A 26,317-nucleotide genomic window follows, 5' to 3' on the forward strand; every position below is an offset into this window, starting at 1 on the left:
AGGAGTTATTTTATTATTAAGCTTTACTATGTCTAACATTGAAAAATTGATAGCACAGAAAACGTTTAGCAGCGAATATAATAAGGGGCTGATCAGCCTGATATTCGTCGGTAACTGGGTGGTATCCCGGCATCAGCAGTTTTTCAAAAGGTTTGATATCACCATGCAGCAGTTCAACATATTACGTATTCTGCGTGGTCAGCACCCCAAAGCGGCGAGTATCAATACATTAAAGGAACGGATGTTGGATAAAATGAGTGATGTGTCCCGGCTGGTGGAGCGGTTACGAAAAGCGGAACTGATAGAACGGAAAAGTTGTGAAGCAGACCGTCGTGCGGTAGACGTTAAAATAACCCCGAAAGGACTTCTATTACTTAAAGAGATAGATGGAGAGATTGGCCAGTTAGAAGATTACATGAAACAATCGTTGACCGAAAAGGAAGTGATACAACTCAACAAGCTGTTGGACAAGATGTTGGATAGCTATTAAGCTCAGATAGTTTCTACATAATCCAGATCTTTACCAAATGTTTCTTCTATCTTCCAAGCTGCGACTAAACCGATCAATAAGGTGATAGCCCCGACAATAGCCCCACTAGCCAGATAGCTAAAATGTGACTGCAAAGCAACGAATAGCATAGATATCAGCGGTAGCATACCTCTTGCGAAGTTAGGGACAGTGATTGCCACTGTCGCTCTTAGATTCGTCCCAAAACTTTCTGCAGCAATCGTTACAAAGATGGCCCAGAAGCCTGCCCCAAAACCTAATGCAAAACATACGGTATAAAACAACCAGGTTTCGGCACCAGATAGCTGGAAATAGACAAAGACGAATACTACGCTCATCAGCAGGAACAGCAACATTACCTTACGGCGGCTTTTCCATAACTGACTGATCAGCCCTGAAGTCAGGTCGCCCAATGTCAGTCCTGCATAACAGAAAGCTATTGCGTCTCCGGGATTGATACTTCCGTTCACTTTGAGTTCTGCGGCAAATTTGTTGGAGAAGGCAACGAGTATCCCTACTACGTACCAGGTGGGTGCCCCGAGGAAAAGGCACTTCACATATCTGATGAATCGTTCTTTTTTATTAAACAAGGCAAAGAAGCTGCCTCTTGCAACCGTGCTTTGTTTGACGGTATGAAACATACCGGATTCTATCACGCTGATTCGCAGGAACAGCAGTAACAAACCCAAGCCACCGCCGATGAAATAGCAGATCCGCCAATCCTGCACCAGTTTGGCGATCAGGTTGGCCGCAATAGCACCGGATACCCCTACGGTAGCTACTATCATCGTACCATAGCCCCGTTTTTCCTTTGGCAGCAATTCGGCCACCAATGTTATACCGGCTCCTAATTCCCCCGCCAACCCTAATCCGGCTACAAAGCGCCAGACCAGATAGGCATTGGTACTATGTACAAAACCATTGGCAATATTGGCGAGAGAATATAATAAGATGGAACCAAACAATACGCTCAAGCGTCCGCGTTTATCTCCCAGGACACCCCAGAAAATACCTCCGGCCAGGAGTCCTGCCATCTGCACACTGATCAGCAGTAAGCCGATACCGTTGTCTATCTCATCCTGGGGCACGCCTAGTTCACGAAGACTGGGTACCCGCACTATAGTAAATAGCAACAGGTCGTAGATGTCGACGAAATATCCTAATGAGGCTACTATAACGGCAGCATTGATGACAGAAACGGAACGTTTGCCGGACCCGGATTGCATAGATTTTGGTTGATAAAGTAATGACTGATAAGACGGTGAGGCCTTATAGCGGAGTATCTGTAGGAGCAGCACCGTTGGCGTGATGCGAAGGATGCTTAGTCTTACCAAATACCAGCTTGATGATCACCGGCAATGTAGTAATTAATACGATGACTATGATAATCAGTTCGAGGTGATTTTTCAGGTTCGGGAAGATCTTATCCAGGTAATGCCCGGCGAGCATCATGGAAAACACCCAGGAGATAGATCCTACTATATTATACAGCATGAACTTCTTACGTTCCATGCCAACAATACCTGCTATAATAGGTGCAAATGTGCGTATGATAGGAAGAAAGCGGGCGAAGAAGATAGCACCGCCACCATATTTCTCATAGAATTCCTTTGCCTGATACAGGTGTTTTTTCTTAAACAGGAAAGTATCTTTTCTATTGAACAGGGTCGGGCCGGATTTACGACCAAACCAGAAGCCTACCATATTACCCAGGATACCGGCTAAAGCGATCAATGACATGATAACGAACAGGGGCATCTGGAAAAAACTATCGCTCAGCATCTCACTATAGATACCAGCTATAAAGAGCAAGGAGTCTCCCGGAAGAAAGAAACCGATAAACAGCCCAGTCTCCGCAAATACGATCAACAATAATAGGTAAAGGCCCCCGTGGTCAATGATCCATTGAGGGTTAATAAGATGTTTAAATAGTTCGATAATCTGATCCATGCTTTTTTTTATCTGATTCCTAAACAATTGCCGGCCAGGAGGTATGCAACACCCTAAACGGGGGCATAGCTACCCGGGCCGGCAAATTAATCATTTAAGTGTTATTGATTTGTTATACTTTCTTTACTTCGGGAAGTGGCTCCTGCAGAGAATTCTCCCATTTGGAGACTACAGCGGTTGCCATAGCGTTACCGATCACGTTAGTAGCAGAACGGCCCATATCCAGTACATGGTCTACTCCCAGCAACAACAGAAGACCTGCTTCCGGGATATTGAACATAGACAAGGTGCCGGCGATCACCACCAGGGAGGCACGGGGTACGCCTGCGATCCCCTTACTGGTGATCATGAGTACCAGCAGCATAGAGATCTGTTGTTCCAGTCCCAGGTGCATACCATAAGCCTGTGCGATGAACAAGCTGGCAAAGGTCATATACATCATAGAACCATCCAGGTTAAAGGAGTAACCCAGCGGCAGTACAAAACTTACAATTTTGCTGTCGCAGCCAAATTTTTCCAGTTCTTCCATGGTCCGGGGATAAGCTGCTTCACTGGTGGCGGTGCTAAATGCCAGGATCAGGGGAGCTTTAAGACGTCCTAACAGGCTGAATACCACTTTCCCCAGTATCAGGAAGCCTGCTGTCGTCAGTACCGCCCAGAGCAGGGCTAGTCCGATATAGAACTGACCGATGAACTTACCATACGTCAGTAATATTCCCAATCCTTTTTGTGCGATCACCGCGGATATAGCACCGAAAACGGCAAATGGCGCAAAATTCATCACATACCCGGTTACTTTCAGCATGATATGCGCGATACTATCCATTACTTTGATCACTGGTTTACCCATATCTCCGATAGCAGCTGTTGCTACACCAAAGAACAGGGAAAATACCACGATCTGCAGTATCTCATTGTGTGCCATAGCATTAATGACACTATCAGGGAATACATGCCGAAAAAAGTTCTGCAAGGTCATATCGGTCTTTGACACGCCGCTGGCGGCGTGGGTATCCGGCAGGGGCAGGTTCAGGGCATGCCCCGGTTGCATGACATTTACCAGCACCAGGCCAAGGAACAGGGAAACAAATGTGGCAGTGATGAACCAGAGCATTGTTTTACCTCCGATTCGACCCACTGCTTTGATATCGCCTAATTTGGCCACCCCTACTACCAGGGTGGAAAATACCAGCGGGGCAATAATCATTTTGACTAAGCGCAGGAAGATATCGGTAAGGATGGATATGTTATCTGCAAATTTCTTTATACTGGCTGCTTCGTTTTGGTAGACATTGTTCACGATATATCCTGTCAATATACCAAGCACCATAGCTCCAAAGATGAACAAGGTAAGCAGGTTTGATTTCTTCATGCAGTCTTATTTAATTGATTTTTAGCTCGCTTGTGCCTTTTTTAAAAATTCCCCAAAAATAAGGTTACTAGCGTAAAAAAGCGCTGCCAGCCCATAAAATAAAAAAGGTGTATTTGATTTTAGATATTATATTTGGCGATCTGTAAAAAACAACAAGCTAAACCTTCTTAAACATCAACCACAATACTTCTATCGTATGAGCAAGCTTTTTGCTAAGAAACCAATGTCACTTTTGCTTTCTGAGGCATCTGATTCAGAAAAAGGATTAAAAAGAACATTAGGCTCTGGCGCATTGATAGCCTTAGGAATAGGGGCTATCATCGGTGCGGGGCTTTTTTCCCTTACCGGTATTGCTGCTGCTGAAAATGCCGGACCTGCTGTAACCATATCATTTATGCTGGCTGCTTTCGGATGTGCCTTTGCGGGTTTATGTTACGCTGAGTTTGCTTCCATGATACCTGTTGCTGGAAGTGCTTATACTTATTCCTATGCTACTATGGGTGAATTTATTGCCTGGATCATCGGATGGGACCTCGTGCTGGAATATGCGTTAGGTGCAGCAACTGTTGCTGTAAGCTGGTCCAGATACCTGCTGGAGTTCCTACATAAGTTTGGTATTCATCTTCCCCATCAGCTGGTGGTTTCTCCCTGGGAAACCTTAAAGATGAGCGATGGTACGATTGTTAGCGGAGGATTGTTCAATCTGCCAGCCGTTATTATTGTGATCCTGCTCTCTCTCCTGCTAATAAAGGGTACCAAGGAGTCTGCAGGTATGAATAATTTCCTGGTAATATTAAAAGTGTCAGTTGTACTATTATTCATCATTTTAGGTTGGAGCCATATAGATCCTGCCAACTATGAGCCTTATATTCCTGCTAATACCGGTAAATATGAGCATTTTGGCTGGACGGGTATTGCTACGGGTGCGGCAGTCGTATTTTTTGCATTCGTTGGTTTTGACGCCGTGTCAACGGCTGCCCAGGAAGCAAAGAATCCACAAAAAGGTATGCCCATGGGTATCCTTGGATCACTGGTAATCTGTACGGTATTATATGTACTTTTTGCACACGTGATGACCGGCTTGCTGAATTATAAATTATTCGCCGGCGATGCGAAACCTGCTGCTACTGCTTTTGCACAAACGGGTTATGACTTCTTACAAACAGGTCTGATCGTTGCGATCCTGGCTGGTTATACCTCGGTGATCCTGGTGATGTTGCTGGGTCAGAGCCGGGTATTCTACTCTATGAGTAAGGATGGTCTGTTGCCTAAGTTCTTCAGCGAGGTACATCCCAAGTTCAGAACTCCCTGGAAGACCAACGCCTTTTTCATGGTATTTGTATCACTGTTTTCTGGCCTTGTGCCCGTAAGCGACCTGGGTCACATGGTGAGTATCGGTACGCTGTTCGCTTTTGTGCTGGTTTGTGTAGGTGTAATGATCATGCGCAAAAGGATGCCGGAACTTCCCCGCGCGTTCAAGACGCCACTGGTACCCTTCGTACCTATCATGGGTATCATTGTCTGCGTGTACCTGATGTATTCCCTGCCTATCGAAAGCTGGGCCAGGTTGGCTATCTGGTTAGGACTGGGCCTGCTGATCTACTTTACCTATGGTAAAAAGAACAGCCGCATCAGCAACCAGCAAGGACAATAATAGTAGCTTCTGCTATTTATACTGACCGTTCCGGGAGTTACTTCCGGAACGGTTTTCATTTAAGCCGACTATATTTTGGCGCAAAGTCTATATTTTTGCTTGGCTTAAATAGCTGGTTTGCAGGCCGGAACCTTCCTGCTAGCGTGCCAGTGGTTTACTGCTCAATTGTTAATCATTAATTATTAATTACTTACCATAGTTATGGGAAGAATATTTGAAGTACGAAAGGCCACTATGTTCGCCCGTTGGGACAAGATGGCCAAACAATTTTCCAGGATCGGGAAGGAAATAGCTATTGCCGTGAAGCAGGGAGGTCCTGATGTTGATAACAACCCCAGCCTCCGTCGTTGCATACAAAATGCCAAAGGTGTGAACATGCCTAAGGATCGCGTAGATGCTGCTATCAAACGTGCCATGGGTAAAGACAAGACGGACTATGAAGAAGTAGTATATGAGGGCTATGCTGCCCATGGAGTAGCTGTTATGGTAGATACTGCTACTGACAATACTACCCGTACAGTGGCTAATATCCGTATGCACTTTAACCGCGAAGGTGGCAGCCTCGGCAACAGTGGCTCTGTAGGGTTCCTATTCAACCGTGTTGGAGAGTTCAAGATAAAAAATGACGGCCAGGACCTGGATGAGCTGGAATTGGAGCTGATAGATTTCGGATTGGAAGAAATCGGAGAAGATAGTGAAGGTAACATCATTATCCGTGCGGCATTCAACGAATTCGGCAATATGTCCAAAGCATTGGAAGACAAAAACATTGCAGTCATCAGTGCCGAGTTGAAAAGAATTCCTTCTACGACAGTGGAATTGAATGACGAACAGGCGAAAGAGGTGTTGGAGCTGATCGACCGCCTGGAGCAGGATGACGACGTACAGCAGGTGTTCCACAACCTGAAATAGGAATCACCTCCCCTTTTAATAAAAAAGATCGTAAGTATGCTAGCGATGGCTATTCATGCTTACGATCTTTTTATTTATGGCAAGTAGAAGTTTATTATGCTGAAGGCGTTTATGATACGCGTATGTTTTCACAAATGGCGCCTTTCCAACTCAGTTTAAGGCCTTTGCCATGAAAGGTTTCCAATTTGAGATCGGGATCCAGTTTGAAGTGTTTACGCAGGCGGGTCAGGTATACGTCCATACTTCTGCCTGCGAAAAAGTCATCGTTGCCCCATACCTCCTGGAGTATCTCATCGCGTTGCAACTGACGATGGGAGTTCTCACACAGGTATTTCAGCAGGTCAGCTTCCCTTGGAGGAAGGTTGATCGTCTTATGTGTTTCTTCGTGAATAATGCGAAGGTCTGTATAGTAAAAGGCCAGTTTGCCTATACTGTATTTCAGTTGTTTGCTGCCTTTTGATAAGCGGGTCCTTCTCAGGAATACATCCATCCGGCACTCCAGCTCCAGCATGTTAAAAGGCTTTACTACGTAGTCGTCGCCACCGACTTCAAAACCATTGATCCTGTCTTGTTCGAGATAACGGGAGGTGGTAAAAATAATAGGGATATGTTCATCTTTACTTCTGATTTCCTGTGCTAATGTGAATCCATCTTTGCCGGGCATGATCACGTCGAGTAAACAAAGGTCGAAAGCCTGCCTGTTAAATAGTCCCGACGCTTCACGGCCATCCGTACAGTGGGTTACCAAATGTCCTGCCTTTTCGAGGTGCCTTTTGACGAGTTTGGCCATAAAATGATCGTCTTCCACCAGAAGGATGCCAGCTTTCATAGCAATGGTTAGTTTAAAGAGAATGATAGGTAAAACGCACAATTCAAGGGGCCACTAAAACAACCTCAATTTAACGCCTGGTGTCACTTTCTAAAAGAATTATTTTGATCAGTTTCCACCTAGCATATTCATGTTGTTCATTCATAAAGTTAACAATAATATAAATATAAATCTAACTACCAGTTAAACAGTTGGTAAGACATGGATTTATTTTATAATTGCTGTTTCAAATAGGGCTGCTAACAGTCAATTCAAGGTATTTAGACTGAATTTAGCATTTTTTGCTCAATTCATATAGTATGTCGAAAAAAAGCCCGTCAGCAAAGGACCTTACATGGTAATCTGGTTTTTGACTTGACCGGCAATAAAACTATCTAGATTGTCTACGACGGTATTTAGCAACCGTTGCCTGGCTTCCCGGGTCGCCCAGGCGATATGTGGGGTCAGAAGACAGTTTTTAGCGCTTAACAACGGATGGCCTGCCTGTGGTGGTTCTATGGATAATACATCCAGTGCAGCACCGGCAATTATGCCCTCATTCAGCGCATCTGCCAGATCCTGTTCCCGGATAAGAGGCCCGCGACTGGTATTGATGAGGTAAGCCGTTGGCTTCATGATCTGCAGCAATCCTTTATTCACGAACTCGTAATTATCCGCTTTGAGGGGGCAATGCAGGCTGATAAAATCGGATTGCCGGAAACAGTCGTCCAGGCTTGCGAATGTTATTCCTTCCAGCGCATCTCTTTCCGGGTGACGGTGATGAGCAATCACTTTCATTCCAAAGACCTGTGCGATGGCAGCTACTGCCTGCCCAATTTTTCCCAGGCCGACGATACCCAGCACCTTGCCGGCTAATTCCATCATGGGCGTTTTCCAATAGCTGAAATCTGGTTGTCTGCTCCAGTCACCCGCCTTGACGCTCTGGTCATGGATCCCCACATGATGACATAGTTCCAGTATCAAGGCAAAAGTGAACTGCGCCACTGTGGCAGTTCCGTACGCGGGTACATTGGTCACTATAATACCAGCCTTTTTTGCTGCCGCGATGTCCACTACATTATAGCCGGTCGCCATCACACCGATATACCTGAGCGCAGGTAAGAAAGCGATCGTTGCAGCACTAAGTAAGGACTTATTTGTCAGAACTATCTCTGCGCCGGCAGCACGTGCGGCGACCAATTCCGGCGGTGTTCTGTCATATATTTCAACTTTTCCCAATTGATGCAGGTATTGCCAATCCAGGTCTCCCGGATTAAGTGTATACCCATCCAATACAACAATCTTTTTCATTTGCTATCATACTATTCCTGCCATTAAAACTAAGTAATCTATGCTTAGGTTACTATAGCTCCAACGGCAAAATCCCGTCTACCCTTCTTCGTCCTCATCATCTTTCCGGCGAATATGACGATTTCTTAATCGCAGGGCGGGGTGTGTCATAGGGCTCAACTTAGGTCGTTCATCTCCCAGTAACACTCCCCAATGGCGGAATTCTACGGTACGATCGAAAATAATCTTCAGAATAGCGATCAATGGTAAGGATAGGAACATGCCAGCGACTCCGCCTATTGTTCCTCCAATCACTACACCTACGATGCTCACCAAGGCATTGATCTTCACTTTTGAACCCACAATCCTGGGCATAAGAATATTGTTATCAAGGAATTGTACTACTGCGATCACTAACAGAACGGCAACGACATGCCAGAGTTCCTGGGAAGAGGTGAGCGTCAGTATCACACCGATAATATTACCCACCAAAGCCCCGACATACGGGATCAGGTTGAGAATAGCGAAAATAACACCGATCAGCAATGCATGTTTGATCCCTATTATCATCAGTATCCCACCTACCAGCACGGTCATATAAGTAATCTGGATCAACAACCCCATTAGATAACTTTTGATGATCACCTCTGTCTCCCGCAAGGCAGATTCCACCTGTGTATGATGATCTTTACTAAACCAGAGAAAGATAAACCGAAGTAATAGATTTTTGTAGAACAATAGCAGGAATACATAAATGGGCAGTAATCCCAAAAAGACGAACACGCCGGTTAAGGATACGGCGGCACCGCTCATATAGCTACCGGCGTTATTGAGTAGTTTCGTACCTTGTTCCTGCAACATTTTTAGCTGTTCCTCTGCCGAGAAGTGGAGCTTTTCATTGATCCATCCGCTAAGGGTCTGCCAATGCAAGTTGACATTCCGCTCTATTTGGGGAAAATCTTTTACAAGTGTAGCTATCTGGAAGGAGAAAAATCCCAGTACTGCCAGGACCAATAAAGCTGCAGTAAAGATGGAAAACACGATAGCCAGTACTTCGGGTACTTTCAAGCGTTGTAACAGCCGAAACAGAGGCAGTAATAGCAGGCTAACAAAAAATGCCATCAGGAGTGGCATAATGATGTCCTTTCCCAGGTAAAACAGCAGGATCAGCAAGCAGAGGCCCAGTAATTCTACTGATCTCTTTACGGTGAGTGGCAATGGTTGTTTCATATATCAAAAGTTATCAACAAAGCTGTGTCATACAGCTGTCGTTAGGAAATTCTGCGGTCTTTTCTTTTAACACTGTTATTGACAATTTGTTGATTATTAATGAAATAAAAATTATGCCAACAAACCTTACCGGTAGGTATGTTTTATCTTCTGCTAAAAGGCCGCGCCATGGGCTTTTTTCTTTATGTGCTTAACATTCAAGTAACATGGGCTAACTACATTTAGTCTTGGAATTATTAATGAATCATTTATGCATGACACCCCTTCCATGGCCCTTTTTCAACAGCTTTTTGAAGCTAACCGGGATAAGATATTCAGGTTTGCTTGTAAGCTGGTAGGAGATACCTCAAGGGCTCAGGAGATCACCCAGCAATGCTTCATCAAGCTTTGGGAGAATATGCATAAGGTACAGGAAGGTCAAGATGTATTTCCCCTGCTTTTTGTATATGTCAAACATATTGTGATAGACGAAACCCGTAGGCTTTACCGGGAAAAGCAACATCTGGCACAGCTTTCTTCTCAGCAGCCTGTTACTGAAGCCTATGAAGACGACCATTCCCTGATGAGAAAGGAATTTGAGCAACAGTTGAAAAAATTGATTGAGAAAATGCCAGAACAGCGAAAGCAGGTATATCAGCTCAGTCGCGAACATGGGCAGAGTCATAAGGAAATTGCCGCTCAGCTTTCGCTATCACCGGCTACTGTACGAAACCATCTTAATCTTGCGTTACAATATATACGTCGTGAAATCCTGACCCATTACGATATGGAATCCAAATAATCCACCTATTGACATCTTCCTAATTCTGTTATAATCCTGTTATCATATTTCCATCGCTGCTATCGGCCCCTACAGGGGCTAAAACTGTTTTCGGCTATTACCCATCCTAATAAATGCGGGCATCATCATTCGTCCATCCTGATACTGCAGGAATGGGATGTTAAAAAATGGGGTTAACAAACAAATACATGTCTTGTAGATACAACACATTTGACTCTTTTGGAGAATAAGAACTGATCAAAAAAAAACGTTAGTTATCTTTATTTAAAGTTACAAACAGGGTTTTCTCAATTACTTGTCGGTAACATATTGCGTTATGTGTTTTTAGGGCAGCGGCAGCGTTCCGGCCACTTTTTGTTGTTTTCCCGCCTGTTCCACCACTACATATTCCAACTTTGTTTTACTACCGGTCCCTAACATGTATACACCTGCAGGCAGCTTGTTACTTTTCTTTCGTGTCAGGCTATCTGGTAGGGTTATACGAACATGTTTGAGGACGCCGGAACTGTCTTTCATCAGGTTGCCACCATATGCGAGTGATATACCTGTGGGTGACTGAGATGCAGGTAGTGGTCCCGAGATATCAGGAGAACTTCCGAGCAGAATGATACCAGACCATCCCAGTTTGTTTTCTTTTCCGGTTGGGGCTACCACAAATTTCACGGGGCTGTATGGGGTGCCAGCGGCGTTGATACGGGCTCCCCTGGTGATGACCAATCCTGTTGCATATTCGTTTGCTGATGTTGGCCGGGGTAACAAGCGGATGGTGGTACCAGGTTCAATGGTAAGCGTTGTTTCATTCGCTACGTACACCCACCCATCTATATACCAAATATGTTCGTTGGTCAGCAAAGTATTTTCAGAGATGATATTGTGTAAAGTGTCCTTTCCGGGCACTACCTGCATCATAGACCTATCCAACCATTTATGCGTCGTCTCTTTCTCACAAGAAGAAAGCGTTATCAGGAGGATAGTAGTGGTCAAATGCAGTGCGCCCAAATAGTAACGTATTGTATGTAGTATACGCTGGAGCACTTAAATGGTTATTTAGTATTGATTATCAGTTTCCTTGATGCACAGTGAATGCACTATCTGATAGTTGTTTAAAACTGAATCTGTGCACATAAGCCAGTGAGGACAGTACTTCGGGAAGCGGGGTACCTGCCTCGAATACACCAGATATTTGTTTGTCCATCAGTTTGCTGCCTGTCACATCAATTTTACAGTTATAGCGACTTTGTAATTTTGCAAAGACATCGACCAGCCTGCTTTTCTCAAATATAATTTTGCGGTGCCTCCAGTCTAATACGACCTCTTTATTAAACGAAACAGGTGCTGGGAGTACATTGTTCCTGTTATAGCTGATCTGCTGACCAGGTTGCAGTATATAGCTGTTTCCATTGTTATTTTCCTTAAGGCTTACGAGTACTTTACCTTCCAGCAGGCTTACATCGATGGTGCCATCCACTTTGTTAGTTGTAGCGATATTAAAAGCTGTTCCCAGGGCTTTTGTTACCAGGTCGCCCGTATGTACCCGGAATGGGCGGGCGTCGTCTTTAGTCACTTCGAAATAGGCTTCTCCGTTTAACCAGAGGTCACGATTGGTCTGGTTATATGCATAGGTATAAGCGATGGCAGCGTTTGCATTCAGCCAGATACGGGAGCCGTCGGGTAATTGCAGCACGCGTACTTCATTTCCTTTGTTATAGATCGTATCATACTTTGCAGCCATTTCGATACCGGCGGGGTGCGGGCCACGTTTACCCTGCCACCACCATCCCAGGATACTAATAAGAGCCAGTACGGCGGCTGCGGCTGCATACCAGTAGCGACGCAGCCCGGTGATCCTTGTTGTTCTTTCGGTATTTATTCCGGTAACGGTTTCGGCCTCCACTGCGGACCAGGCCTGCTGAAAGTAGGCATCCACTTCCTGCAACTCGTGACCAGAGAGGTAAGCTTCTACCTGCTCTACTTCCTGTGCGGTGCAATTGCCTTTGAAGTATTTATCTAATAATTGCTGGTCCATTTTCATGTCATCTGCTATATGGTCACTTCGTGCAGGCGCCATACATACAGAGTACGCTGGCCAGTCCTGCTAATACCAATGTTAGAATTACTGTTTACAATTTCTTAATATTAGCTATCCCGCTAAAATTCCCGATATATGCGTAATAACTCCGTTATAGTATAAAATATTAAAGCCCTAAACAGGAAATAATAGTAAGATAATCCGGGGTATCCCCTGTTATAGATTTATTTTTCCATATTTGTGGTATAACACTATTATACTGCTAAACCTACAATAGCATCCAAGAAAAAACGCAAGGCTGTACAACCTTGCGTTTTTCTTTTTATCATTTGTTGCGCATCTATTCTTCCATCATTGCTAATACCTCCCTGATCACGTCTTCCACATTTGGTTTGGAGAAATAATCGCCATCGGAGCCATATGCGGGTCTGTGTGCCTGTGCACTGAGTGTGCGAGGCGCTACATCGAGCCAGCGATATCCGCCTTGCAGTTCTATCACCTGCTGGAACATATAAGCGGTACCACCACCCGGAACGTCTTCATCTACGAAAAGGATGCGATTGGTCTTCTTTAGCGAGCTAACGATACTATGGTGAATATCGAAAGGCAGTAATGTCTGGACATCGATCAATTCACAGGAGATGCCCATTTCTTCCAATGTCGTCATGGCCTCTTCGACGACACGCAGTGTAGAGCCATAAGATACCAGGGTGACATCGGTACCCTCCCGTACTATTTCAGGTACACCCAGTGGTACCGTAAACTCACCCAGGTTATGGGGTAATTTTTCTTTTAACCGGTATCCATTGAGTGATTCTATTACCAGTGCAGGTTCATTAGCATGCAGCAAGGTATTGTACATACCGGCCGCCTGCACCATATTGCGAGGTACGCAGACATTCATACCACGGAGCGCATGTATCGTCATGCCCATAGGTGATCCTGAGTGCCATATACCTTCCAGCCGGTGACCACGGGTACGAACGATGATAGGGCAGTGTTGAATGCCTTTGGTCCTGTACTGGAGGCTGGCTACATCATCGCTGAGCGGCTGCAGGCCGTAGAGCAGATAATCCAGGTATTGTATTTCGGCGATCGGGCGAAGACCACGTAATGCCATACCAATACCTTGTCCCATAATGGTAAGTTCACGGATACCGGTATCGAATATACGCTGCTTGCCATGCTTCTGCTGGAGGCCGGCAAAGCCCTGGTTTACGTCTCCTATTTTACCTACGTCTTCGCCAAAGGCGAACACTTTAGGATTGTTAGTGATCAGCTGATCGAAGTATTTGTTGAGTACTTCATACCCATTGATGACGGGTGCTTCTTCTTCATATATCGGATCGATCACCGGTACATTTAGTACGGAGTTAGCACCTTCAGCATGAAGCAAAGTGTTGTAGGTCTCTTTTTGGGTGTTCAACATCTGTTCATAGAAACCTTTCATTGCATCCAATGCCGGTGAAGATATTTTTTTGTGCCGGAACACGATGGTCGCGGCGGCTTTCAGGATATCTCTTCTCAACGGCTCGCGGATTGCCTGCAATGTCTCTATCACATTATTTACCAATGCGGTGTCGGCCTGCGGGTCAGCAGCTACTGCATTAGCATGCGCCTGAAATGTTGCTACATAACCCCGTATGGGGGATATATATTTTTCCCACGCACTTTTCCTGGCTTGCTGGGCGCTTATACGGGCATTGTTTTCAATTTCTACCAAGGTAGTTTCGTCTGCCAGTGCATTTTCGACGATCCATTGTCTCATCTTGGTATTGCAGTCGAATTCTTTTTCCCAGGTGAGGCGTTCACGGGTTTTATACCGTTCGTGAGATCCGCTGGTTGAGTGGCCCTGTGGTTGTGTCAGCTCTTCGACGTGGAATAAGACCGGAACATGTGTTTCCCGGGCTTTACGTATACCAGCTTCGAAGGTTTCGCACAGACCTGCATAGTCCCATCCTTTCACATTATAGATCTCTAAGCCGTTGGAATGTTCATCTTTACGGAATCCTTCCAGTGCAGCGCTGATACTTCCTTTGGTGGTTTGGTACTTACGCGGTACAGATATGCCATAGCCATCGTCCCAAACGAAAACGACCATTGGCACCTGCAGTACGCCGGCTGCATTCATGGTTTCCCAGAAATGTCCCTCTGAAGTAGAGGCGTCACCGATAGTAGCAAAGCACACTTCGTTACCATTGTTGGAGAGATGTGTGAATGGTTTTAATGCTTCCACATCGCGGAATAATTTGGAAGCGAAAGCGAGACCAAGTGCACGCGGCATTTGCGCTGCAGTCGGCGCCATATCGGTGGCGGTATTTTTTATTTTTGTAAGGTCTCTCCATTGACCATCTGCATCGAGGTTAGGCGTGGCGAAATGAGAATTCATCTGTCTGCCACCGGAAAACGGCTCGTTGGCCAGATCGGGATCTGCATATAACTGGGAGAAGAACTGTTCGGCGGTGGCTATTCCCGTAGCAAACACGAATGTCTGATCGCGGTAATACCCGGAGCGGAAATCTCCTGGTTTGAAGTATTTGGCCATTGCGATCTGCGCTACTTCCTTCCCATCGCCGAATATGCCAAACTTAGCTTTGCCTGTAAGCACTTCTTTACGTGCCAGTAAGCTTACTTCCCTGCTTTCACAGGCCAGCTTATAGTCATCCAGGACTTCTTTGCGGAATTCATCAAATGACAGCCGGCTACCCATGTTCATAGTCAGTTCGTTATTATCTATCATGCCTGATGGTTAAAGTACAAAAGTAAGGTTAATTATACAGTTACGACACCTGCATCAATACCGCTCTTCACTTAATTTGATTTTTTTTAATAAGTTTTTAATAAATTGTATGATGTGAAATCTTTTTTGGCTGTAAATTTGTCATTGAGGAATACGGAAAGGTATTTTTTAACCAATCGTTTAAAACCAAAATATACGCGATGAAAAAGTTTATTCTATCCCTATTTGCATGTATGCTGTTAACTACAGCATTATGGGCGCAGTCTCAGAACGGAGCTGGCAATGCTCATCCATTGGATGTGAAAGTGAAATTCAAGAAGGAGTCTATCGATTTTGGCAAAACTAACCTGAACAAACCTGTAACGGTAAATTTTGAGTTCACCAATACATCCAAGGAGCCGGTGCTGATCGAAGCAGCAAGAGCTAGCTGTGGCTGTACTACTCCTGACTGGACGAAACAACCCATACTGCCTGGAAAAACCGGTAAAGTAACTGCTACATACAGTGCAAATGGATTAGGTCAGCAGAACAAGACCATCTGGGTTAAGTTCAAGGGTGTAGATCAGGACAAAGAATTACACCTCACAGGAACTGTTGAAAACTAAGTTACCTGTTTTTTAATGTTCTGTCTGCCATATAGGATCGCAGGTTAGACAGTATATCAAACTTATTCAGCCTCTGCAATTTATTATTGCGGAGGCTTTTTTTATCCGGGCAGCGGCGTGCTCGTTATCCGTATCCAGCCTGCAGTCGGGATCATTAACACATTATACTATTGTCACGTTAGCGCATTGCCTTACCTTTGCTTCGCAAAAAAGCAGTCAGAAATTATGCCTACCATTAGTCAGAGGGGTCAGCAGATGCCGTCCTCTCCTATCAGAAAGCTCGTACCATTTGCGGAAGCCGCTAAAAAGAAAGGTACTACTGTTTATCACCTGAACATTGGTCAGCCTGATATAGAAACCCCTAAGCCGGTGCTGGATGCGGTACGTCACAGTGATTTCAAGATATTGGAGTATAGCCATAGTGCTGGTAACGAGAGTTATCGCCGGAAGCTGGTGGAATATTATGCGCGCTTCGGTGTGACTGTTACTCCTCAGCAGATCATTGTTACAACTGGTGGCTCTGAAGCGATTATTTTCGCGCTGATGTCTTGTCTGGATGCAGGCGATGAGATTATTGTTCCCGAGCCGTTTTACGCGAACTATAATGGTTTTGCAGTTGAAGCTGGCATTAAGATCAACACCATTACCTCCAGTATCGAAACTGGGTTTGCGCTTCCTTCCATGGAGGCTTTTGAGCAAGCTATTTCTCCACGCACCAAGGCTATACTGATCTGTAATCCTAATAACCCTACCGGTTATTTATATAGTCAGGAAGAATTGGAAGTATTGAAGCAGTTATGTCTGAAACATGACCTGTTCCTGTTCAGCGATGAGGCGTATCGTGAGTTTTGCTATAAGGGCACACATACTTCTGCCCTGGCACTGGAAGGGATGGGACAGCATGTGATCCTGATGGATACTATTTCCAAACGTTATAGTGCATGTGGTGGTCGTATTGGAGCATTTGTTACGCATAATCAGACGGTGTTGGATGCGGCGATGAAGCTGGCACAAGCCCGTTTGAGTCCTCCTACTTTTGCGCAGCTTGCGGGAGAAGCTGCGGTGGATCTTCCGCATGATTATTTTGATGGTATTAAGGCGGAATACCAGGCTCGTCGTGATTTGTTGGTAAAGCTACTGAACGAGATGCCGAATGTGTTTTGTCCTAATCCTGGTGGCGCGTTTTATGCTATGGCCCGTTTACCGATCGATGATGCGGATAGGTTCTGTCAGTGGTTGCTGGAGGAGTTCAGTTATGAGCAGCAGACGCTGATGTTATCTCCGGGTACTGGTTTTTATGCTACACCAGGATTGGGTAAACAGGAGGTTCGGTTCGCTTATGTATTGAATACGGAAGCCATTGCGAAAGCGATGCTTTGTTTACGGGAGGCGCTGGAGGTTTATCCTGGCCGCCAGGTGTAAATGTTAAGAAATCTAAAAAGTAGGGGTAAAAGGTGTATTCTGTCATTTAGGAATAAATATTTTTCCGTTACTTTGTGTAAAATTTACACTTTACATGAACATCATAGGTATTATAAATAATTTTATATGATGTTTTTAAACACAAAAGCTCTTTTTTTAACGACTAATGTTATAAAAAATGATTTTTAGTCGTATATTTGATATGGAAATAGAGACGAACGAGATAAAAAATCAAATAATAAAAAGTATCATTTGATTAGTATGCGCAACAAAGTGGTTTAGCAAAAATTTAACCTATAGGATTTTTACGATTAGGGATTTGGTGCGAACTTTGTTGTGTAGTTATAAGGACGATAATATTTAGTTGAATATATCATACAGAGAGCGAATTATCAGTGATCTGTAAAAAAGGAGAAAACGTACTAAAACGTTTTAGCTAAATACCTTATTTTTGTATCAGTTTTTCATAACGTGGAATTTATAAAGGCAAACGGCTCTGTTCACAGAGCCGTATTTTTTTGTCCTTACCTAGCCAATAATATATTTATACTGAAGCTATTGGTTTATATATATAAGAAAGGCCTCGCTGATGCGAGGCCTTTCTTATATAACGATGATCATTTACATATTTGCTTTGATCAGCTGGAAGAAATCGTCGAATAAATAGCGGGAGTCGTGCGGCCCGGGGGTTGATTCCGGGTGATATTGCACAGAGAATGCTGGTTTATTTTTGATACGGATACCTTCAATAGATTGATCGTTCAGATTGATATGTGTTACTTCTACATTTTCGTTAGCGGCTACAGCTTTAGGATCAACGGCAAAACCATGGTTTTGGGTAGTGATCTCACATTTGCCGGTGAGGATGTTTTTCACCGGGTGGTTTAGCCCTCTGTGTCCGTGGTGCATTTTGAAAGTTGGGATATCGTGTGCCATTGCCAGCAACTGGTGCCCGAGGCAGATACCGAACAGTGGTTTTTCTGCGGCCAAGATCTTCTTCACGGTATCCACTGCATATGTCAATGGTGCCGGGTCGCCGGGGCCGTTGGAAATGAAGTACGCATGTGGCTGGAATGTTTCACATTCTTCGAAGCTGGTTGCTGTAGGAAATACTTTAAGATATGCTCCTTTTTCGGACAGGCATTTTAGCATATTGCGCTTAACACCATTGTCGAGTACTGCGATTCTGATCGCTGCGGAAGGGTCCCCATAGTTGTATGCTTCTTTGGTAGATACTTCGGTACAGAGTGCGAGGCCTTCCATGGAGGGAACTTTGCTTAGTTCTGTTTTCAGTTCTTCCACATCGGTGATAGCGGAGGAGATGATACAGTTCATAGCGCCTTTGTTGCGGATGTGTGACACCAATGCGCGGGTATCTACATCATAGATAGCTACCAGGTTGTTGTCTACCAGGAATTGCTCCAGAGAGTTGTCTGCCTGTTTCCGGGAATAGTTGTACGCTACGTTTTTGCAAATCAGACCACTGATCTTTACTTCGGCGCTTTCCACATCATCTTTTTTGGTGCCGTAATTGCCTGTATAGCAATTATTCATGATCAATACCTGTCCTTTATAGGAAGGATCTGTAAACACTTCCTGGTAACCTGTCATACCGGTATTGAAGCATAATTCACCGGCGGCAGTGCCAATTTTGCCAAAGGCTTTTCCCTGAAAGACTGTACCGTCTTCTAACAGTAGTAAGGCAGGCTGGATGGGTTTTGTCTGATGCATTTTTTGATTCGCGAGCTTGTTTTTACGTTTCTAAAAAAAACCTTCAAGGGTTTGACTCCCTGAAGGTTCGGATAAAAAACCGTGCAAAGTTATACAATTCCCGGCACTATTTACATTAATAATTATCGACTGGCTGGATGCTCATGTTTATCCTCCATAGGTGTCTTTGATGTTGACAGTCCGGAGGATACGATCGGCAATTTCACGACCGGTCTGGTCGTCTGCGCGATAATGAAGGGATACTATCCATCGATGTTGTCCTCGAACCATTACCAGGTTGGAGAATGACAGCAGAATAGCCTCTTTATAGCGGTAGGTACCTTGTTGCAGCAGGCATTCCGTTTTATCGGACGGTTGTGCGGGCAACTCTTTATATTGAATATCTGAGATATCCGGTGAGGTTTCCATACTTTTTACGGATTGGATAGCAGCACTGTGAAGGCTATTGCTCGTATTTATGAGGTAGCTAAAGAACTTCACTTCTATTTTCATTCCTTCATCCTGGTCGTTGGTATACCGTTTATGGTAGGTGATGCCGGAGGCCAGATCGGGCGGCAAGGCTTTATCGTTTATACGGAGGTGTGCGGGTGTGCTGATTTGCAATGCCTGGCGGCCGATAGTCATTCTTTCCCAGGATGTGTATAGCCAGGCTTTGTTTACGCCCGGGTAAAACCAGGTGATAACCAGGCGTTTTCCAATTATGGTGCCGGTGATGATAGATAACAGGATTATTATGCAGCAGGTGAGCATATAGCGGCGGCGATGGTGGGTTGTGCGTTTGATCCACCCTGTTCCAGGGGTACCAGGCGGTGTACGGGAGGCGGTGGCGATGGCGGCGAGGAATTGTTCGTATGGTTGTCCCGGATGTTTCCCTTTCCAATCGGCGTAATTGTTTTGAAGTTTCTTATGGCAGTTGTTGCAGAATGTGAGGAATTCTGTTGCCGGGTTTTGGCAACCACAGGCATGACAGTGGAGGTAATTCATAGGATAGGTTTGATATGTGGCACTAATATATAATAAATATATCAAATGCAGAAGAAAGCAGGTAATGAGCTAACATGAAAAAGCCGCTCCTACCAGAGCGGCTTTTTGGATATTTTTCACTAAGTACTTACTACTATTCAGCAGCTTTCTCTTCGCTTTCCGTCTTCGCTTCAGCAGCTGGAGTAGCTTCTGTTGCGTCATCTGCTTTTTTCTTAGCACCACCAGCACGACGAGTTCTCTTAGCCGGTGCTTTTTCGGTGGTTTTGCCATAGATCTCATTGAAGTCTACCAGTTCGATCAGGGCTACTTCGGCGTTATCACCTACACGTTTACCGAGTTTGATGATACGGGTGTATCCACCTGGACGGTTGGCGATTTTTTCGCTGATGGCACCGAACAGTTCTTTGATAGCTTCTTTGTCTTGCAGGTAGCTGAATACGATTCTGCGATTGTGGGTAGAATCGGTTTTGCCTCTTGTCAGCAGTGGTTCAACGTATACACGCAATGCTTTGGCTTTAGCCAAGGTGGTGGTGATACGTTTGTGGCTGATAAGTTCACAAGCCAGGTTAGACATCAGGCTTTTGCGGTGGGCAGCTGTTCTGCTTAATTTGTTTAATTTAATTCCGTGACGCATGACATTTTTTGTTTTGCCCCTGTACCGTGTCAGGAATTACAGGGTATTTTAGTATACAATGATGCCGGTATTTGCCGGTATCTGGTTTATTCTTCTTCGAGTTTCAGTTTAGACAGGTCCATACCGAAGTGGAGGCCTCTTTCGTTGAGTACCTGTTCGATTTCGCTCAGTGATTTTTGTCCGAAGTTTCTGAATTTCATCAGTTCTTCTTGTTCGTACTGTACGAGTTCGCTCAGGGAGTTGATCTTGGCGGCTTTCAGGCAGTTGAATGCGCGAACGCTGAGGTCGAGATCTTCGAGAGGTGTTTTGAGAATTTTGCGCAGTTGGAGTGTTTGTTCGTCCACTACATCTTCTTTTTCCGCGTCTTTGGTATCGAAGCTGATGTTTTCATCGGTGATAATCATCAGGTGTTGGATAAGGATGCGGGAAGCTTGTTTTACTGCTTCTTCCGGGTGGATGGTACCATCAGTGATCACTTCCATGATCAGCTTTTCGTAGTCCGTTTTTTGTTCCACACGGGTATTCTCGATGCTATACTTTACGTTTTTGATTGGAGTAAAGACGGAGTCGATGGCGATATAGCCAAATACTGCATCTTTCGGCTTATTTTCTTCTGCCGGCACATAACCACGACCTTTACCGATGGTCAGCTCTATATCCAGTTTGGCAGAAGGATCGAGGGTACAAAGCAGAAGTTCGGGGTTCATGATCTGGAAAGAGCTGGTTGCTTTTTCGATCATGTCTGCACGAAATTCGGTCTTACCCTTGATGGAGATCTGGATTTTTTCGTTGTTCACTTCATTTTCCACGATCTTTTTGAAACGTACCTGTTTGAGGTTCAGAATGATTTCTGTAACGTCTTCGGTGATACCTTTCAGGGTAGCGAATTCGTGATCCGCTCCTTCTATCTTTATTCCCACAATGGCATAGCCTTCTAATGACGACAGCAATACGCGACGGAGGGCGTTACCGATAGTCACAGCATAACCTGGCTCTAAGGGCCGGAATTCGAATTGAGCTTCAAAGTCGGTAGACTTTTGCAAAACGATTTTATCAGGCTTTTGGAAATTCAGAATTGCCATTGATATGTTTTTGTTTAGTAGTTTATGGGTATATATCGGTCCAACGTATTTGACCATAAGCGGGGTGCTTATGGTCAAATACTTAAGGATTATTTAGAGTACAGTTCGACGATGAGCTGTTCCTTGATATTTTCGGGAACGCTTTCTCTCTCCGGATAGGCGATGAATGTACCTCTCATTTCTTTCTCGTTCCAGTCAAGCCAGCTAAATTTAGGATTTTTTCCACGGATTACGCTAGTGAGGGCGGTATTACCAGCGGTTTTGTTTTTCAGACCGATGATATCTCCGGGTTTCAGCTGATAGGAAGGTACGTTGAGTACCTGGCCGTTTACGGTGATGTGTTTGTGCGCAACGAGCTGACGGGCAGCAGGGCGTGAGGGAGCGATACCGAGGCGGTAAACAGTGTTGTCCAGGCGAGCTTCCAGTAATTTGATCAATACTTCACCGGTAACACCTTTACGGCGGTTAGCCTCTTCGAAGAGGTTGCGGAACTGGCGTTCCAGTACTCCGTAGGTGTATTTGGCTTTTTGTTTTTCTTTCAGCTGCAGTGCATACTCTCCCATTTGTTTGCGTTTACGGTTAGGACCGTGTTGGCCGGGAGGGTTGCTGTTCTTACCTAAATACTTCCCATTACCTAAGATGGGTTCTCCAAAAATTCTGCAAATTCTGGTCTTTGGACCTGTGTACCTTGCCATGTTTGATTTACTTTAGATTTTTTAGTTACGGATGTATGCTCTTCAAAAAATCTGAAAACTTGATCATACACCCACCGTAATAAAATTAAACGTTCCAAATTCCAAAAACCAAACCCCGTTTTGATGCGGAATCTGGTTGCTGGAATTTGGTATATAATGTATTCCTACACTCTTCTCTTTTTGGGAGGGCGGCAGCCGTTGTGAGGCAGCGGAGTAACATCTTTGATCATGTTTACTTCGATACCGGAGTTAGCGATTGCCCGGATAGCGCTTTCGCGGCCGGCGCCGGGGCCTTTTACAAATACATCTGCTCTTTTCAGGCCTGCATCAAAGGCAACTTTCGCTGCATCTGTTGCTGCGAGCTGGGCAGCGTATGGGGTGTTCTTTTTAGAACCGCGGAAGCCCATTTTACCAGCAGAAGACCAGGAGATAACCTGACCATGTTTGTTGGTGATGCTCACAATGATGTTGTTAAAGCTTGCAGAGATGTGTACATCTCCGTAGTTATCAACTTTTACTACCCTTTTTTTGTTAGCAGCAGTTTTTGTATTGTTTGCTTTTGCCATAATTATTTAAAATTCCAATTTCCAAATTCCGATTTCCCATTCCCCAAAGAGTGTTGGATTCCATGTATACCACTCGACCCGGCTTTGGGGTACTGGTACCTGGGGTATGGAATTTATTAATATTATTTCTTAGGAGCTTTTTTCTTACCAGCCACAGTTTTACGTTTACCTTTACGGGTACGGCTGTTGGTGCGGGTACGCTGGCCTCTAACCGGTAAACCTTTCCTGTGACGGAGACCACGATAACAGGCGATATCGAGCAAACGCTTGATATTCATCTGCACCTCTGAACGCAACTGACCTTCTACCTTGAACTCACTGTTAATGATGTTACGGATAGCAGCCTGCTCATCATCGTTCCAATCCTTTACTTTCTTATCAAAGTCTATTTCCGCCTTAGTAAGGATATACTTGGCGGTAGAGTGGCCTATACCGAAGATATAGGTGAGGCCAATTTCTCCTCTTTTATTCTTAGGAAGATCAATACCGGCTATACGTGCCATATTTCTATTTTAGATTTATGATTTCAATTAATGATCCCGTTACGGGCAGGAATTATCCCTGGCGTTGTTTAAAACGGGGGTTTTTCTTGTTGATTACCAACAAAACACCTTTACGACGCACAATCTTACAATCCGCACTTCTTTTTTTGATTGAAGCTCTTACCTTCATGACTTGTAGTATTTATTAAGTGTGTGTATTATTACAACGTTTATTTATACCTGAAAATGATACGGCCTCTGGATAAGTCGTAAGGGCTCATTTCCACCCCTACTTTATCTCCTGGAAGAATACGAATGTAGTGCATCCTCATTTTTCCAGAAATGGTGGCCAAAATCTCATGCCCATTCTCCAATTTTACCCGGAACATAGCGTTAGACAAGGCTTCTAGTATTATTCCATCCTGTTTAATGAGTGCCTGTTTTGCCATAAAAATTTTTAGGAATGCAAAGATAGCATTATTCTTTTACAAAATAAAAATTAATAATTCTCTGTTAAGAAACCGCCGAAAATGAGGCATTTCGGGGCATATTTTCCCTTAATATGCTGCATTTAGCTCGGAATTATTCTTTTCTGCCGTTTCGATGTCGTTGAAACTGGACAGGATGTCTGGTTTGCCTTTGCCAACGGCTACGTCATGTTCGTAATGTACAGAAGGCTGATTATCACGGGTTACGACTGTCCAACCATCCTCCAGGAACTCAACATCGCGGGTTCTGAGGTTGATCATCGGTTCGATAGCGATAACGAGTCCTTCTTTCATGACGGGGCCGCTGCCACGTTTGCCATAGTTGGGGACCTGTGGGTCTTCATGCAGGTTTTTACCGAGGCCGTGCCCTACGAGTTCGCGTACTACACCGTACCCTCTTTCTTTTTCTGCATAATCCTGGATAGCATAGGAGATATCTCCTACTCTGTTACCAACGATGGCTTTTTCGACACCTTTATACAATGCTGTTTTGGTGGCGGTCATGAGGCGGAGTATTTTTTCCTGTACGTTACCGATGGCGAAGGTGTATGCGCTATCGCCGTGGTAGCCATTGAGGTATACGCCAACGTCTACGGAGACGATATCACCATCCTTGATGACGTAGTCGGACGGGATACCATGTACTACGGCTTCGTTAACTGAGATGCAGCAGGCATGGGCAAATCCTTTATATCCTTTAAAAGACGGTGTACCTCCGTTATCCCTGATGAATTGTTCAGCCAATGCATCTACCTGGCGTGTTGTCATGCCTGGTTTGAGTGCTTTAGCTACTTCTGCCAGGGCTGCGCTTACGGCCAGGGAGCTTTTGCGCATTAGTTCTATCTCTTCTTTCGTCTTATAATGAATCATGATCCTGAGTGTTTTGCTAAGGTAACCGGCGGTGTTCCGGTAACTATAATAAATAATGTAGCCACCAAAGCATAAAGTTGCATTTATGCTTCCGTGGCTACTATATCGCTATAGTGTCTATTGCTAGACAATCACTTATGCGTTAGCCGGGGCGGTGCGGCCTTTGATCCTGCCGGAGCTCATGAGACCATCATAGTGGCGCATGAGTAACTGGCTTTCGATCTGTTGCAGCGTATCGAGGATTACTCCTACCATGATGAGGAGGGAGGTACCACCGAAGAAGGTAGCGAAGTTGCTATTGATCTTGAGGGCTGCGGCTACACCTGGCAATATACCCACCATTGCCAGGAAGAAGGCGCCGGGGAGGGTGATACGGTCCATTACGGCGCCGATGTAATCGGCGGTTGCTTTACCAGGTTTAACGCCTGGGATGAAACCGTTGTTGCGTTTCATTTCATCCGCCATTTGTGTGGGGTTGAAGATGAGTGCGGTATAGAAGTAAGTGAATACGATTACCAGTACTGCATAGATCAGGTTGTACCAACCGTTGGTATGGTCACTGAATATGCGTACGAAACCGGAAGCGCTTTCTGAGGAGGTAGCGAAACCGATAACGGTGGCCGGTATGAACATGATCGCTTGGGCGAAGATGATTGGCATTACCCCAGCAGCGTTTACTTTAAGTGGGATGAACTGGCGTACACCTCCATATTGTTTATTACCTACGATACGTTTGGCGTAGTTCACGGGGATCTTGCGGGTACCTTGTACGAGCAGGATGAGTCCGATGGTAATGAGGATGAATACTGCGAGCTCTATCAGGAAGACGAGGAGGCCGCCACCAGCTTCGGTGGTACGGCTGGTGAATTCCTGGATGAGGGCTTGCGGCAGACGGGCGAGGATACCGACCATGATAACGATGGAGGTACCATTTCCGATCCCTTTATCGGTGATCTTTTCGCCGAGCCACATTACGAACAGGGTACCGGCGGTGAGAACGATAGTAGTGGATAACCAGAAGAAAAAGCCACCATATTCTGGTATAATAGCGCCACCGGATTGGTTGCGGAGATACGCCACGTAGGCGCTCGCCTGGAAGCCGGTCACTACCACGGTGAGTATCCGGGTATACTGATTAATCTTCTTCCTGCCGCTTTCGCCTTCTTTCTGCAGTTTCTGGAAATAGGGAACTGCGATAGTTAAGAGTTGAATAGCGATAGACGCGGAAATGTAGGGCATGATCCCCAGCGCGAAAATGGAAGCCCGTGAGAACGAACCACCGGCGAACATGTTGATCAATCCCAGGATACCCTGATTGGATTTTTCGGTCAGGTTGTGCAATGCGTTAGCATCGATGCCGGGTAATACGATATAGGATCCTACGCGGTAGATGAGGACAAGGAGCAGGGTGGTGAGGATGCGGTTACGCAGGTCCTCGATGCTCCAGATGTTCTTAATCGTTTCGATAAATTTCTTCACAGGAA

26 protein-coding genes are annotated in these 26,317 nt (G+C 45.0%); 6 read left to right on the plus strand and 20 right to left on the minus strand.

Translation table 11 applies throughout. From position 1 onward, the window contains the following. The first annotated feature begins 28 nt into the window (after positions 1 to 28). Positions 29 to 490, plus strand: a complete 462-nt coding sequence (locus KTO58_RS18465) for a MarR family winged helix-turn-helix transcriptional regulator (protein WP_095837960.1) — start codon at positions 29 to 31, stop codon at positions 488 to 490. A gap of 2 nt (positions 491 to 492) precedes the next feature. Here KTO58_RS18465 and KTO58_RS18470 read toward each other — a convergent pair whose 3' ends face one another. The 3 genes from KTO58_RS18470 to KTO58_RS18480 all read right to left on the minus strand — a co-directional run bounded on the left by KTO58_RS18470 (position 493) and on the right by KTO58_RS18480 (position 3,830). Then, positions 493 to 1,734, minus strand: coding sequence for an MFS transporter (locus tag KTO58_RS18470; protein ID WP_095837959.1), 1,242 nt, complete (start codon positions 1,732 to 1,734; stop codon positions 493 to 495). Between the two features lie 43 nt (positions 1,735 to 1,777). After that, positions 1,778 to 2,458 carry a DedA family protein gene (locus tag KTO58_RS18475; protein WP_095837958.1) on the minus strand — a complete coding sequence of 227 codons (681 nt, stop codon included), beginning with the start codon at positions 2,456 to 2,458 and terminating at the stop codon, positions 1,778 to 1,780. 112 nt (positions 2,459 to 2,570) lie between these two features. Then, positions 2,571 to 3,830, minus strand: coding sequence for a dicarboxylate/amino acid:cation symporter (locus KTO58_RS18480; protein WP_095837957.1), 1,260 nt, complete (start codon positions 3,828 to 3,830; stop codon positions 2,571 to 2,573). Between the two features lie 196 nt (positions 3,831 to 4,026). Between KTO58_RS18480 and KTO58_RS18485 the strand changes: the two genes are divergently transcribed. Both KTO58_RS18485 and KTO58_RS18490 read left to right on the plus strand, forming a co-directional pair. After that, positions 4,027 to 5,484 carry an amino acid permease gene (locus KTO58_RS18485; protein WP_095837956.1) on the plus strand — a complete coding sequence of 486 codons (1,458 nt, stop codon included), beginning with the start codon at positions 4,027 to 4,029 and terminating at the stop codon, positions 5,482 to 5,484. 201 nt (positions 5,485 to 5,685) lie between these two features. After that, positions 5,686 to 6,396: a YebC/PmpR family DNA-binding transcriptional regulator gene (locus KTO58_RS18490; protein ID WP_095837955.1), complete on the plus strand. Its 711-nt coding sequence runs from the start codon at positions 5,686 to 5,688 to the stop codon at positions 6,394 to 6,396. 109 nt (positions 6,397 to 6,505) lie between these two features. Here KTO58_RS18490 and KTO58_RS18495 read toward each other — a convergent pair whose 3' ends face one another. The 3 genes from KTO58_RS18495 to KTO58_RS18505 all read right to left on the minus strand — a co-directional run bounded on the left by KTO58_RS18495 (position 6,506) and on the right by KTO58_RS18505 (position 9,724). Then, the gene (locus KTO58_RS18495) at positions 6,506 to 7,225 is read right to left on the minus strand and encodes a response regulator transcription factor (RefSeq protein WP_095837954.1); all 720 of its coding nucleotides are present in this window, start codon (positions 7,223 to 7,225) and stop codon (positions 6,506 to 6,508) included. Positions 7,226 to 7,555: 330 nt separating this feature from the next. Continuing rightward, complete coding sequence (locus KTO58_RS18500) at positions 7,556 to 8,515, minus strand: D-2-hydroxyacid dehydrogenase (RefSeq protein ID WP_095837953.1); 960 nt, start codon at positions 8,513 to 8,515, stop codon at positions 7,556 to 7,558. Positions 8,516 to 8,593: 78 nt separating this feature from the next. Continuing rightward, positions 8,594 to 9,724, minus strand: coding sequence for an AI-2E family transporter (locus KTO58_RS18505; RefSeq protein WP_095837952.1), 1,131 nt, complete (start codon positions 9,722 to 9,724; stop codon positions 8,594 to 8,596). A gap of 250 nt (positions 9,725 to 9,974) precedes the next feature. Here KTO58_RS18505 and KTO58_RS18510 point away from each other — a divergent pair, with 250 nt between their 5' ends. Beyond that, entirely contained in the window at positions 9,975 to 10,505 is a 531-nt protein-coding gene (locus tag KTO58_RS18510) for an RNA polymerase sigma-70 factor (RefSeq protein WP_225859818.1), read from the plus strand. Positions 10,506 to 10,829: 324 nt separating this feature from the next. On the opposite strand, the gene KTO58_RS18515 is transcribed toward KTO58_RS18510, so the two are convergent. The 3 genes from KTO58_RS18515 to KTO58_RS18525 all read right to left on the minus strand — a co-directional run bounded on the left by KTO58_RS18515 (position 10,830) and on the right by KTO58_RS18525 (position 15,274). Continuing rightward, positions 10,830 to 11,504 carry a beta-helix domain-containing protein gene (locus KTO58_RS18515; RefSeq protein WP_157752863.1) on the minus strand — a complete coding sequence of 225 codons (675 nt, stop codon included), beginning with the start codon at positions 11,502 to 11,504 and terminating at the stop codon, positions 10,830 to 10,832. A 61-nt stretch (positions 11,505 to 11,565) separates the two neighbouring features. Continuing rightward, on the minus strand, positions 11,566 to 12,573 hold the full coding sequence (locus KTO58_RS18520) for a FecR family protein (protein ID WP_095837948.1): 1,008 nt from the start codon (positions 12,571 to 12,573) through the stop codon (positions 11,566 to 11,568). A 301-nt stretch (positions 12,574 to 12,874) separates the two neighbouring features. Continuing rightward, the gene (locus KTO58_RS18525; RefSeq protein ID WP_095837947.1) at positions 12,875 to 15,274 is read right to left on the minus strand and encodes an alpha-ketoacid dehydrogenase subunit alpha/beta; all 2,400 of its coding nucleotides are present in this window, start codon (positions 15,272 to 15,274) and stop codon (positions 12,875 to 12,877) included. 200 nt (positions 15,275 to 15,474) lie between these two features. Between KTO58_RS18525 and KTO58_RS18530 the strand changes: the two genes are divergently transcribed. Continuing rightward, positions 15,475 to 15,879, plus strand: a complete 405-nt coding sequence (locus KTO58_RS18530) for a DUF1573 domain-containing protein (protein WP_095837946.1) — start codon at positions 15,475 to 15,477, stop codon at positions 15,877 to 15,879. A gap of 225 nt (positions 15,880 to 16,104) precedes the next feature. Continuing rightward, complete coding sequence (locus KTO58_RS18535) at positions 16,105 to 17,301, plus strand: pyridoxal phosphate-dependent aminotransferase (protein WP_095837945.1); 1,197 nt, start codon at positions 16,105 to 16,107, stop codon at positions 17,299 to 17,301. 621 nt (positions 17,302 to 17,922) lie between these two features. On the opposite strand, the gene carA is transcribed toward KTO58_RS18535, so the two are convergent. From carA to secY, 11 genes are all read right to left on the minus strand, one after another. Beyond that, positions 17,923 to 19,032, minus strand: a complete 1,110-nt coding sequence (gene carA / locus KTO58_RS18540; protein ID WP_095837944.1) for a glutamine-hydrolyzing carbamoyl-phosphate synthase small subunit — start codon at positions 19,030 to 19,032, stop codon at positions 17,923 to 17,925. Positions 19,033 to 19,179: 147 nt separating this feature from the next. After that, positions 19,180 to 20,016, minus strand: coding sequence for a hypothetical protein (locus tag KTO58_RS18545; RefSeq protein ID WP_095837943.1), 837 nt, complete (start codon positions 20,014 to 20,016; stop codon positions 19,180 to 19,182). A gap of 133 nt (positions 20,017 to 20,149) precedes the next feature. Further along, positions 20,150 to 20,650 (minus strand): 50S ribosomal protein L17, encoded by a 501-nt coding sequence (gene rplQ, locus KTO58_RS18550; RefSeq protein ID WP_095837942.1) that lies wholly within the window; start codon positions 20,648 to 20,650, stop codon positions 20,150 to 20,152. Positions 20,651 to 20,736: 86 nt separating this feature from the next. Next, entirely contained in the window at positions 20,737 to 21,732 is a 996-nt protein-coding gene (locus tag KTO58_RS18555) for a DNA-directed RNA polymerase subunit alpha (RefSeq protein ID WP_095841500.1), read from the minus strand. An 89-nt stretch (positions 21,733 to 21,821) separates the two neighbouring features. Then, complete coding sequence (gene rpsD, locus KTO58_RS18560) at positions 21,822 to 22,427, minus strand: 30S ribosomal protein S4 (RefSeq protein ID WP_095837941.1); 606 nt, start codon at positions 22,425 to 22,427, stop codon at positions 21,822 to 21,824. A 164-nt stretch (positions 22,428 to 22,591) separates the two neighbouring features. Further along, positions 22,592 to 22,993, minus strand: a complete 402-nt coding sequence (gene rpsK / locus KTO58_RS18565; RefSeq protein ID WP_095837940.1) for a 30S ribosomal protein S11 — start codon at positions 22,991 to 22,993, stop codon at positions 22,592 to 22,594. Between the two features lie 122 nt (positions 22,994 to 23,115). After that, entirely contained in the window at positions 23,116 to 23,496 is a 381-nt protein-coding gene (rpsM, locus tag KTO58_RS18570) for a 30S ribosomal protein S13 (protein WP_095837939.1), read from the minus strand. A gap of 52 nt (positions 23,497 to 23,548) precedes the next feature. Then, positions 23,549 to 23,665 carry a 50S ribosomal protein L36 gene (gene rpmJ, locus KTO58_RS18575; RefSeq protein WP_074240009.1) on the minus strand — a complete coding sequence of 39 codons (117 nt, stop codon included), beginning with the start codon at positions 23,663 to 23,665 and terminating at the stop codon, positions 23,549 to 23,551. A 40-nt stretch (positions 23,666 to 23,705) separates the two neighbouring features. Continuing rightward, positions 23,706 to 23,924 carry a translation initiation factor IF-1 gene (gene infA / locus KTO58_RS18580; protein WP_012789309.1) on the minus strand — a complete coding sequence of 73 codons (219 nt, stop codon included), beginning with the start codon at positions 23,922 to 23,924 and terminating at the stop codon, positions 23,706 to 23,708. A 108-nt stretch (positions 23,925 to 24,032) separates the two neighbouring features. Continuing rightward, entirely contained in the window at positions 24,033 to 24,833 is an 801-nt protein-coding gene (gene map, locus KTO58_RS18585; RefSeq protein ID WP_095837938.1) for a type I methionyl aminopeptidase, read from the minus strand. Positions 24,834 to 24,968: 135 nt separating this feature from the next. Beyond that, the gene (gene secY / locus KTO58_RS18590) at positions 24,969 to 26,312 is read right to left on the minus strand and encodes a preprotein translocase subunit SecY (RefSeq protein ID WP_095837937.1); all 1,344 of its coding nucleotides are present in this window, start codon (positions 26,310 to 26,312) and stop codon (positions 24,969 to 24,971) included. Between the last annotated feature and the right edge of the window lie 5 nt (positions 26,313 to 26,317).

The organism is Chitinophaga pendula (genome assembly GCF_020386615.1).
Lineage (GTDB): Bacteria > Bacteroidota > Bacteroidia > Chitinophagales > Chitinophagaceae > Chitinophaga > Chitinophaga pendula.

Bases quoted from the DNA above. Each gene is read 5' to 3' on its own strand.
- KTO58_RS18465 (WP_095837960.1), top strand. From the start codon at position 29: ATGTCTAACATTGAAAAATTGATAGCACAGAAAACGTTTAGCAGCGAA.
- KTO58_RS18470 (WP_095837959.1), bottom strand. From the start codon at position 1,734: ATGCAATCCGGGTCCGGCAAACGTTCCGTTTCTGTCATCAATGCTGCC.
- KTO58_RS18475 (WP_095837958.1), bottom strand. From the start codon at position 2,458: ATGGATCAGATTATCGAACTATTTAAACATCTTATTAACCCTCAATGG.
- KTO58_RS18480 (WP_095837957.1), bottom strand. From the start codon at position 3,830: ATGAAGAAATCAAACCTGCTTACCTTGTTCATCTTTGGAGCTATGGTG.
- KTO58_RS18485 (WP_095837956.1), top strand. From the start codon at position 4,027: ATGAGCAAGCTTTTTGCTAAGAAACCAATGTCACTTTTGCTTTCTGAG.
- KTO58_RS18490 (WP_095837955.1), top strand. From the start codon at position 5,686: ATGGGAAGAATATTTGAAGTACGAAAGGCCACTATGTTCGCCCGTTGG.
- KTO58_RS18495 (WP_095837954.1), bottom strand. From the start codon at position 7,225: ATGAAAGCTGGCATCCTTCTGGTGGAAGACGATCATTTTATGGCCAAA.
- KTO58_RS18500 (WP_095837953.1), bottom strand. From the start codon at position 8,515: ATGAAAAAGATTGTTGTATTGGATGGGTATACACTTAATCCGGGAGAC.
- KTO58_RS18505 (WP_095837952.1), bottom strand. From the start codon at position 9,724: ATGAAACAACCATTGCCACTCACCGTAAAGAGATCAGTAGAATTACTG.
- KTO58_RS18510 (WP_225859818.1), top strand. From the start codon at position 9,975: ATGCATGACACCCCTTCCATGGCCCTTTTTCAACAGCTTTTTGAAGCT.
- KTO58_RS18520 (WP_095837948.1), bottom strand. From the start codon at position 12,573: ATGGCGCCTGCACGAAGTGACCATATAGCAGATGACATGAAAATGGAC.
- KTO58_RS18525 (WP_095837947.1), bottom strand. From the start codon at position 15,274: ATGATAGATAATAACGAACTGACTATGAACATGGGTAGCCGGCTGTCA.
- KTO58_RS18530 (WP_095837946.1), top strand. From the start codon at position 15,475: ATGAAAAAGTTTATTCTATCCCTATTTGCATGTATGCTGTTAACTACA.
- KTO58_RS18535 (WP_095837945.1), top strand. From the start codon at position 16,105: ATGCCTACCATTAGTCAGAGGGGTCAGCAGATGCCGTCCTCTCCTATC.
- carA (WP_095837944.1), bottom strand. From the start codon at position 19,032: ATGCATCAGACAAAACCCATCCAGCCTGCCTTACTACTGTTAGAAGAC.
- KTO58_RS18545 (WP_095837943.1), bottom strand. From the start codon at position 20,016: ATGAATTACCTCCACTGTCATGCCTGTGGTTGCCAAAACCCGGCAACA.
- rplQ (WP_095837942.1), bottom strand. From the start codon at position 20,650: ATGCGTCACGGAATTAAATTAAACAAATTAAGCAGAACAGCTGCCCAC.
- KTO58_RS18555 (WP_095841500.1), bottom strand. From the start codon at position 21,732: ATGGCAATTCTGAATTTCCAAAAGCCTGATAAAATCGTTTTGCAAAAG.
- rpsD (WP_095837941.1), bottom strand. From the start codon at position 22,427: ATGGCAAGGTACACAGGTCCAAAGACCAGAATTTGCAGAATTTTTGGA.
- rpsK (WP_095837940.1), bottom strand. From the start codon at position 22,993: ATGGCAAAAGCAAACAATACAAAAACTGCTGCTAACAAAAAAAGGGTA.
- rpsM (WP_095837939.1), bottom strand. From the start codon at position 23,496: ATGGCACGTATAGCCGGTATTGATCTTCCTAAGAATAAAAGAGGAGAA.
- rpmJ (WP_074240009.1), bottom strand. From the start codon at position 23,665: ATGAAGGTAAGAGCTTCAATCAAAAAAAGAAGTGCGGATTGTAAGATT.
- infA (WP_012789309.1), bottom strand. From the start codon at position 23,924: ATGGCAAAACAGGCACTCATTAAACAGGATGGAATAATACTAGAAGCC.
- map (WP_095837938.1), bottom strand. From the start codon at position 24,833: ATGATTCATTATAAGACGAAAGAAGAGATAGAACTAATGCGCAAAAGC.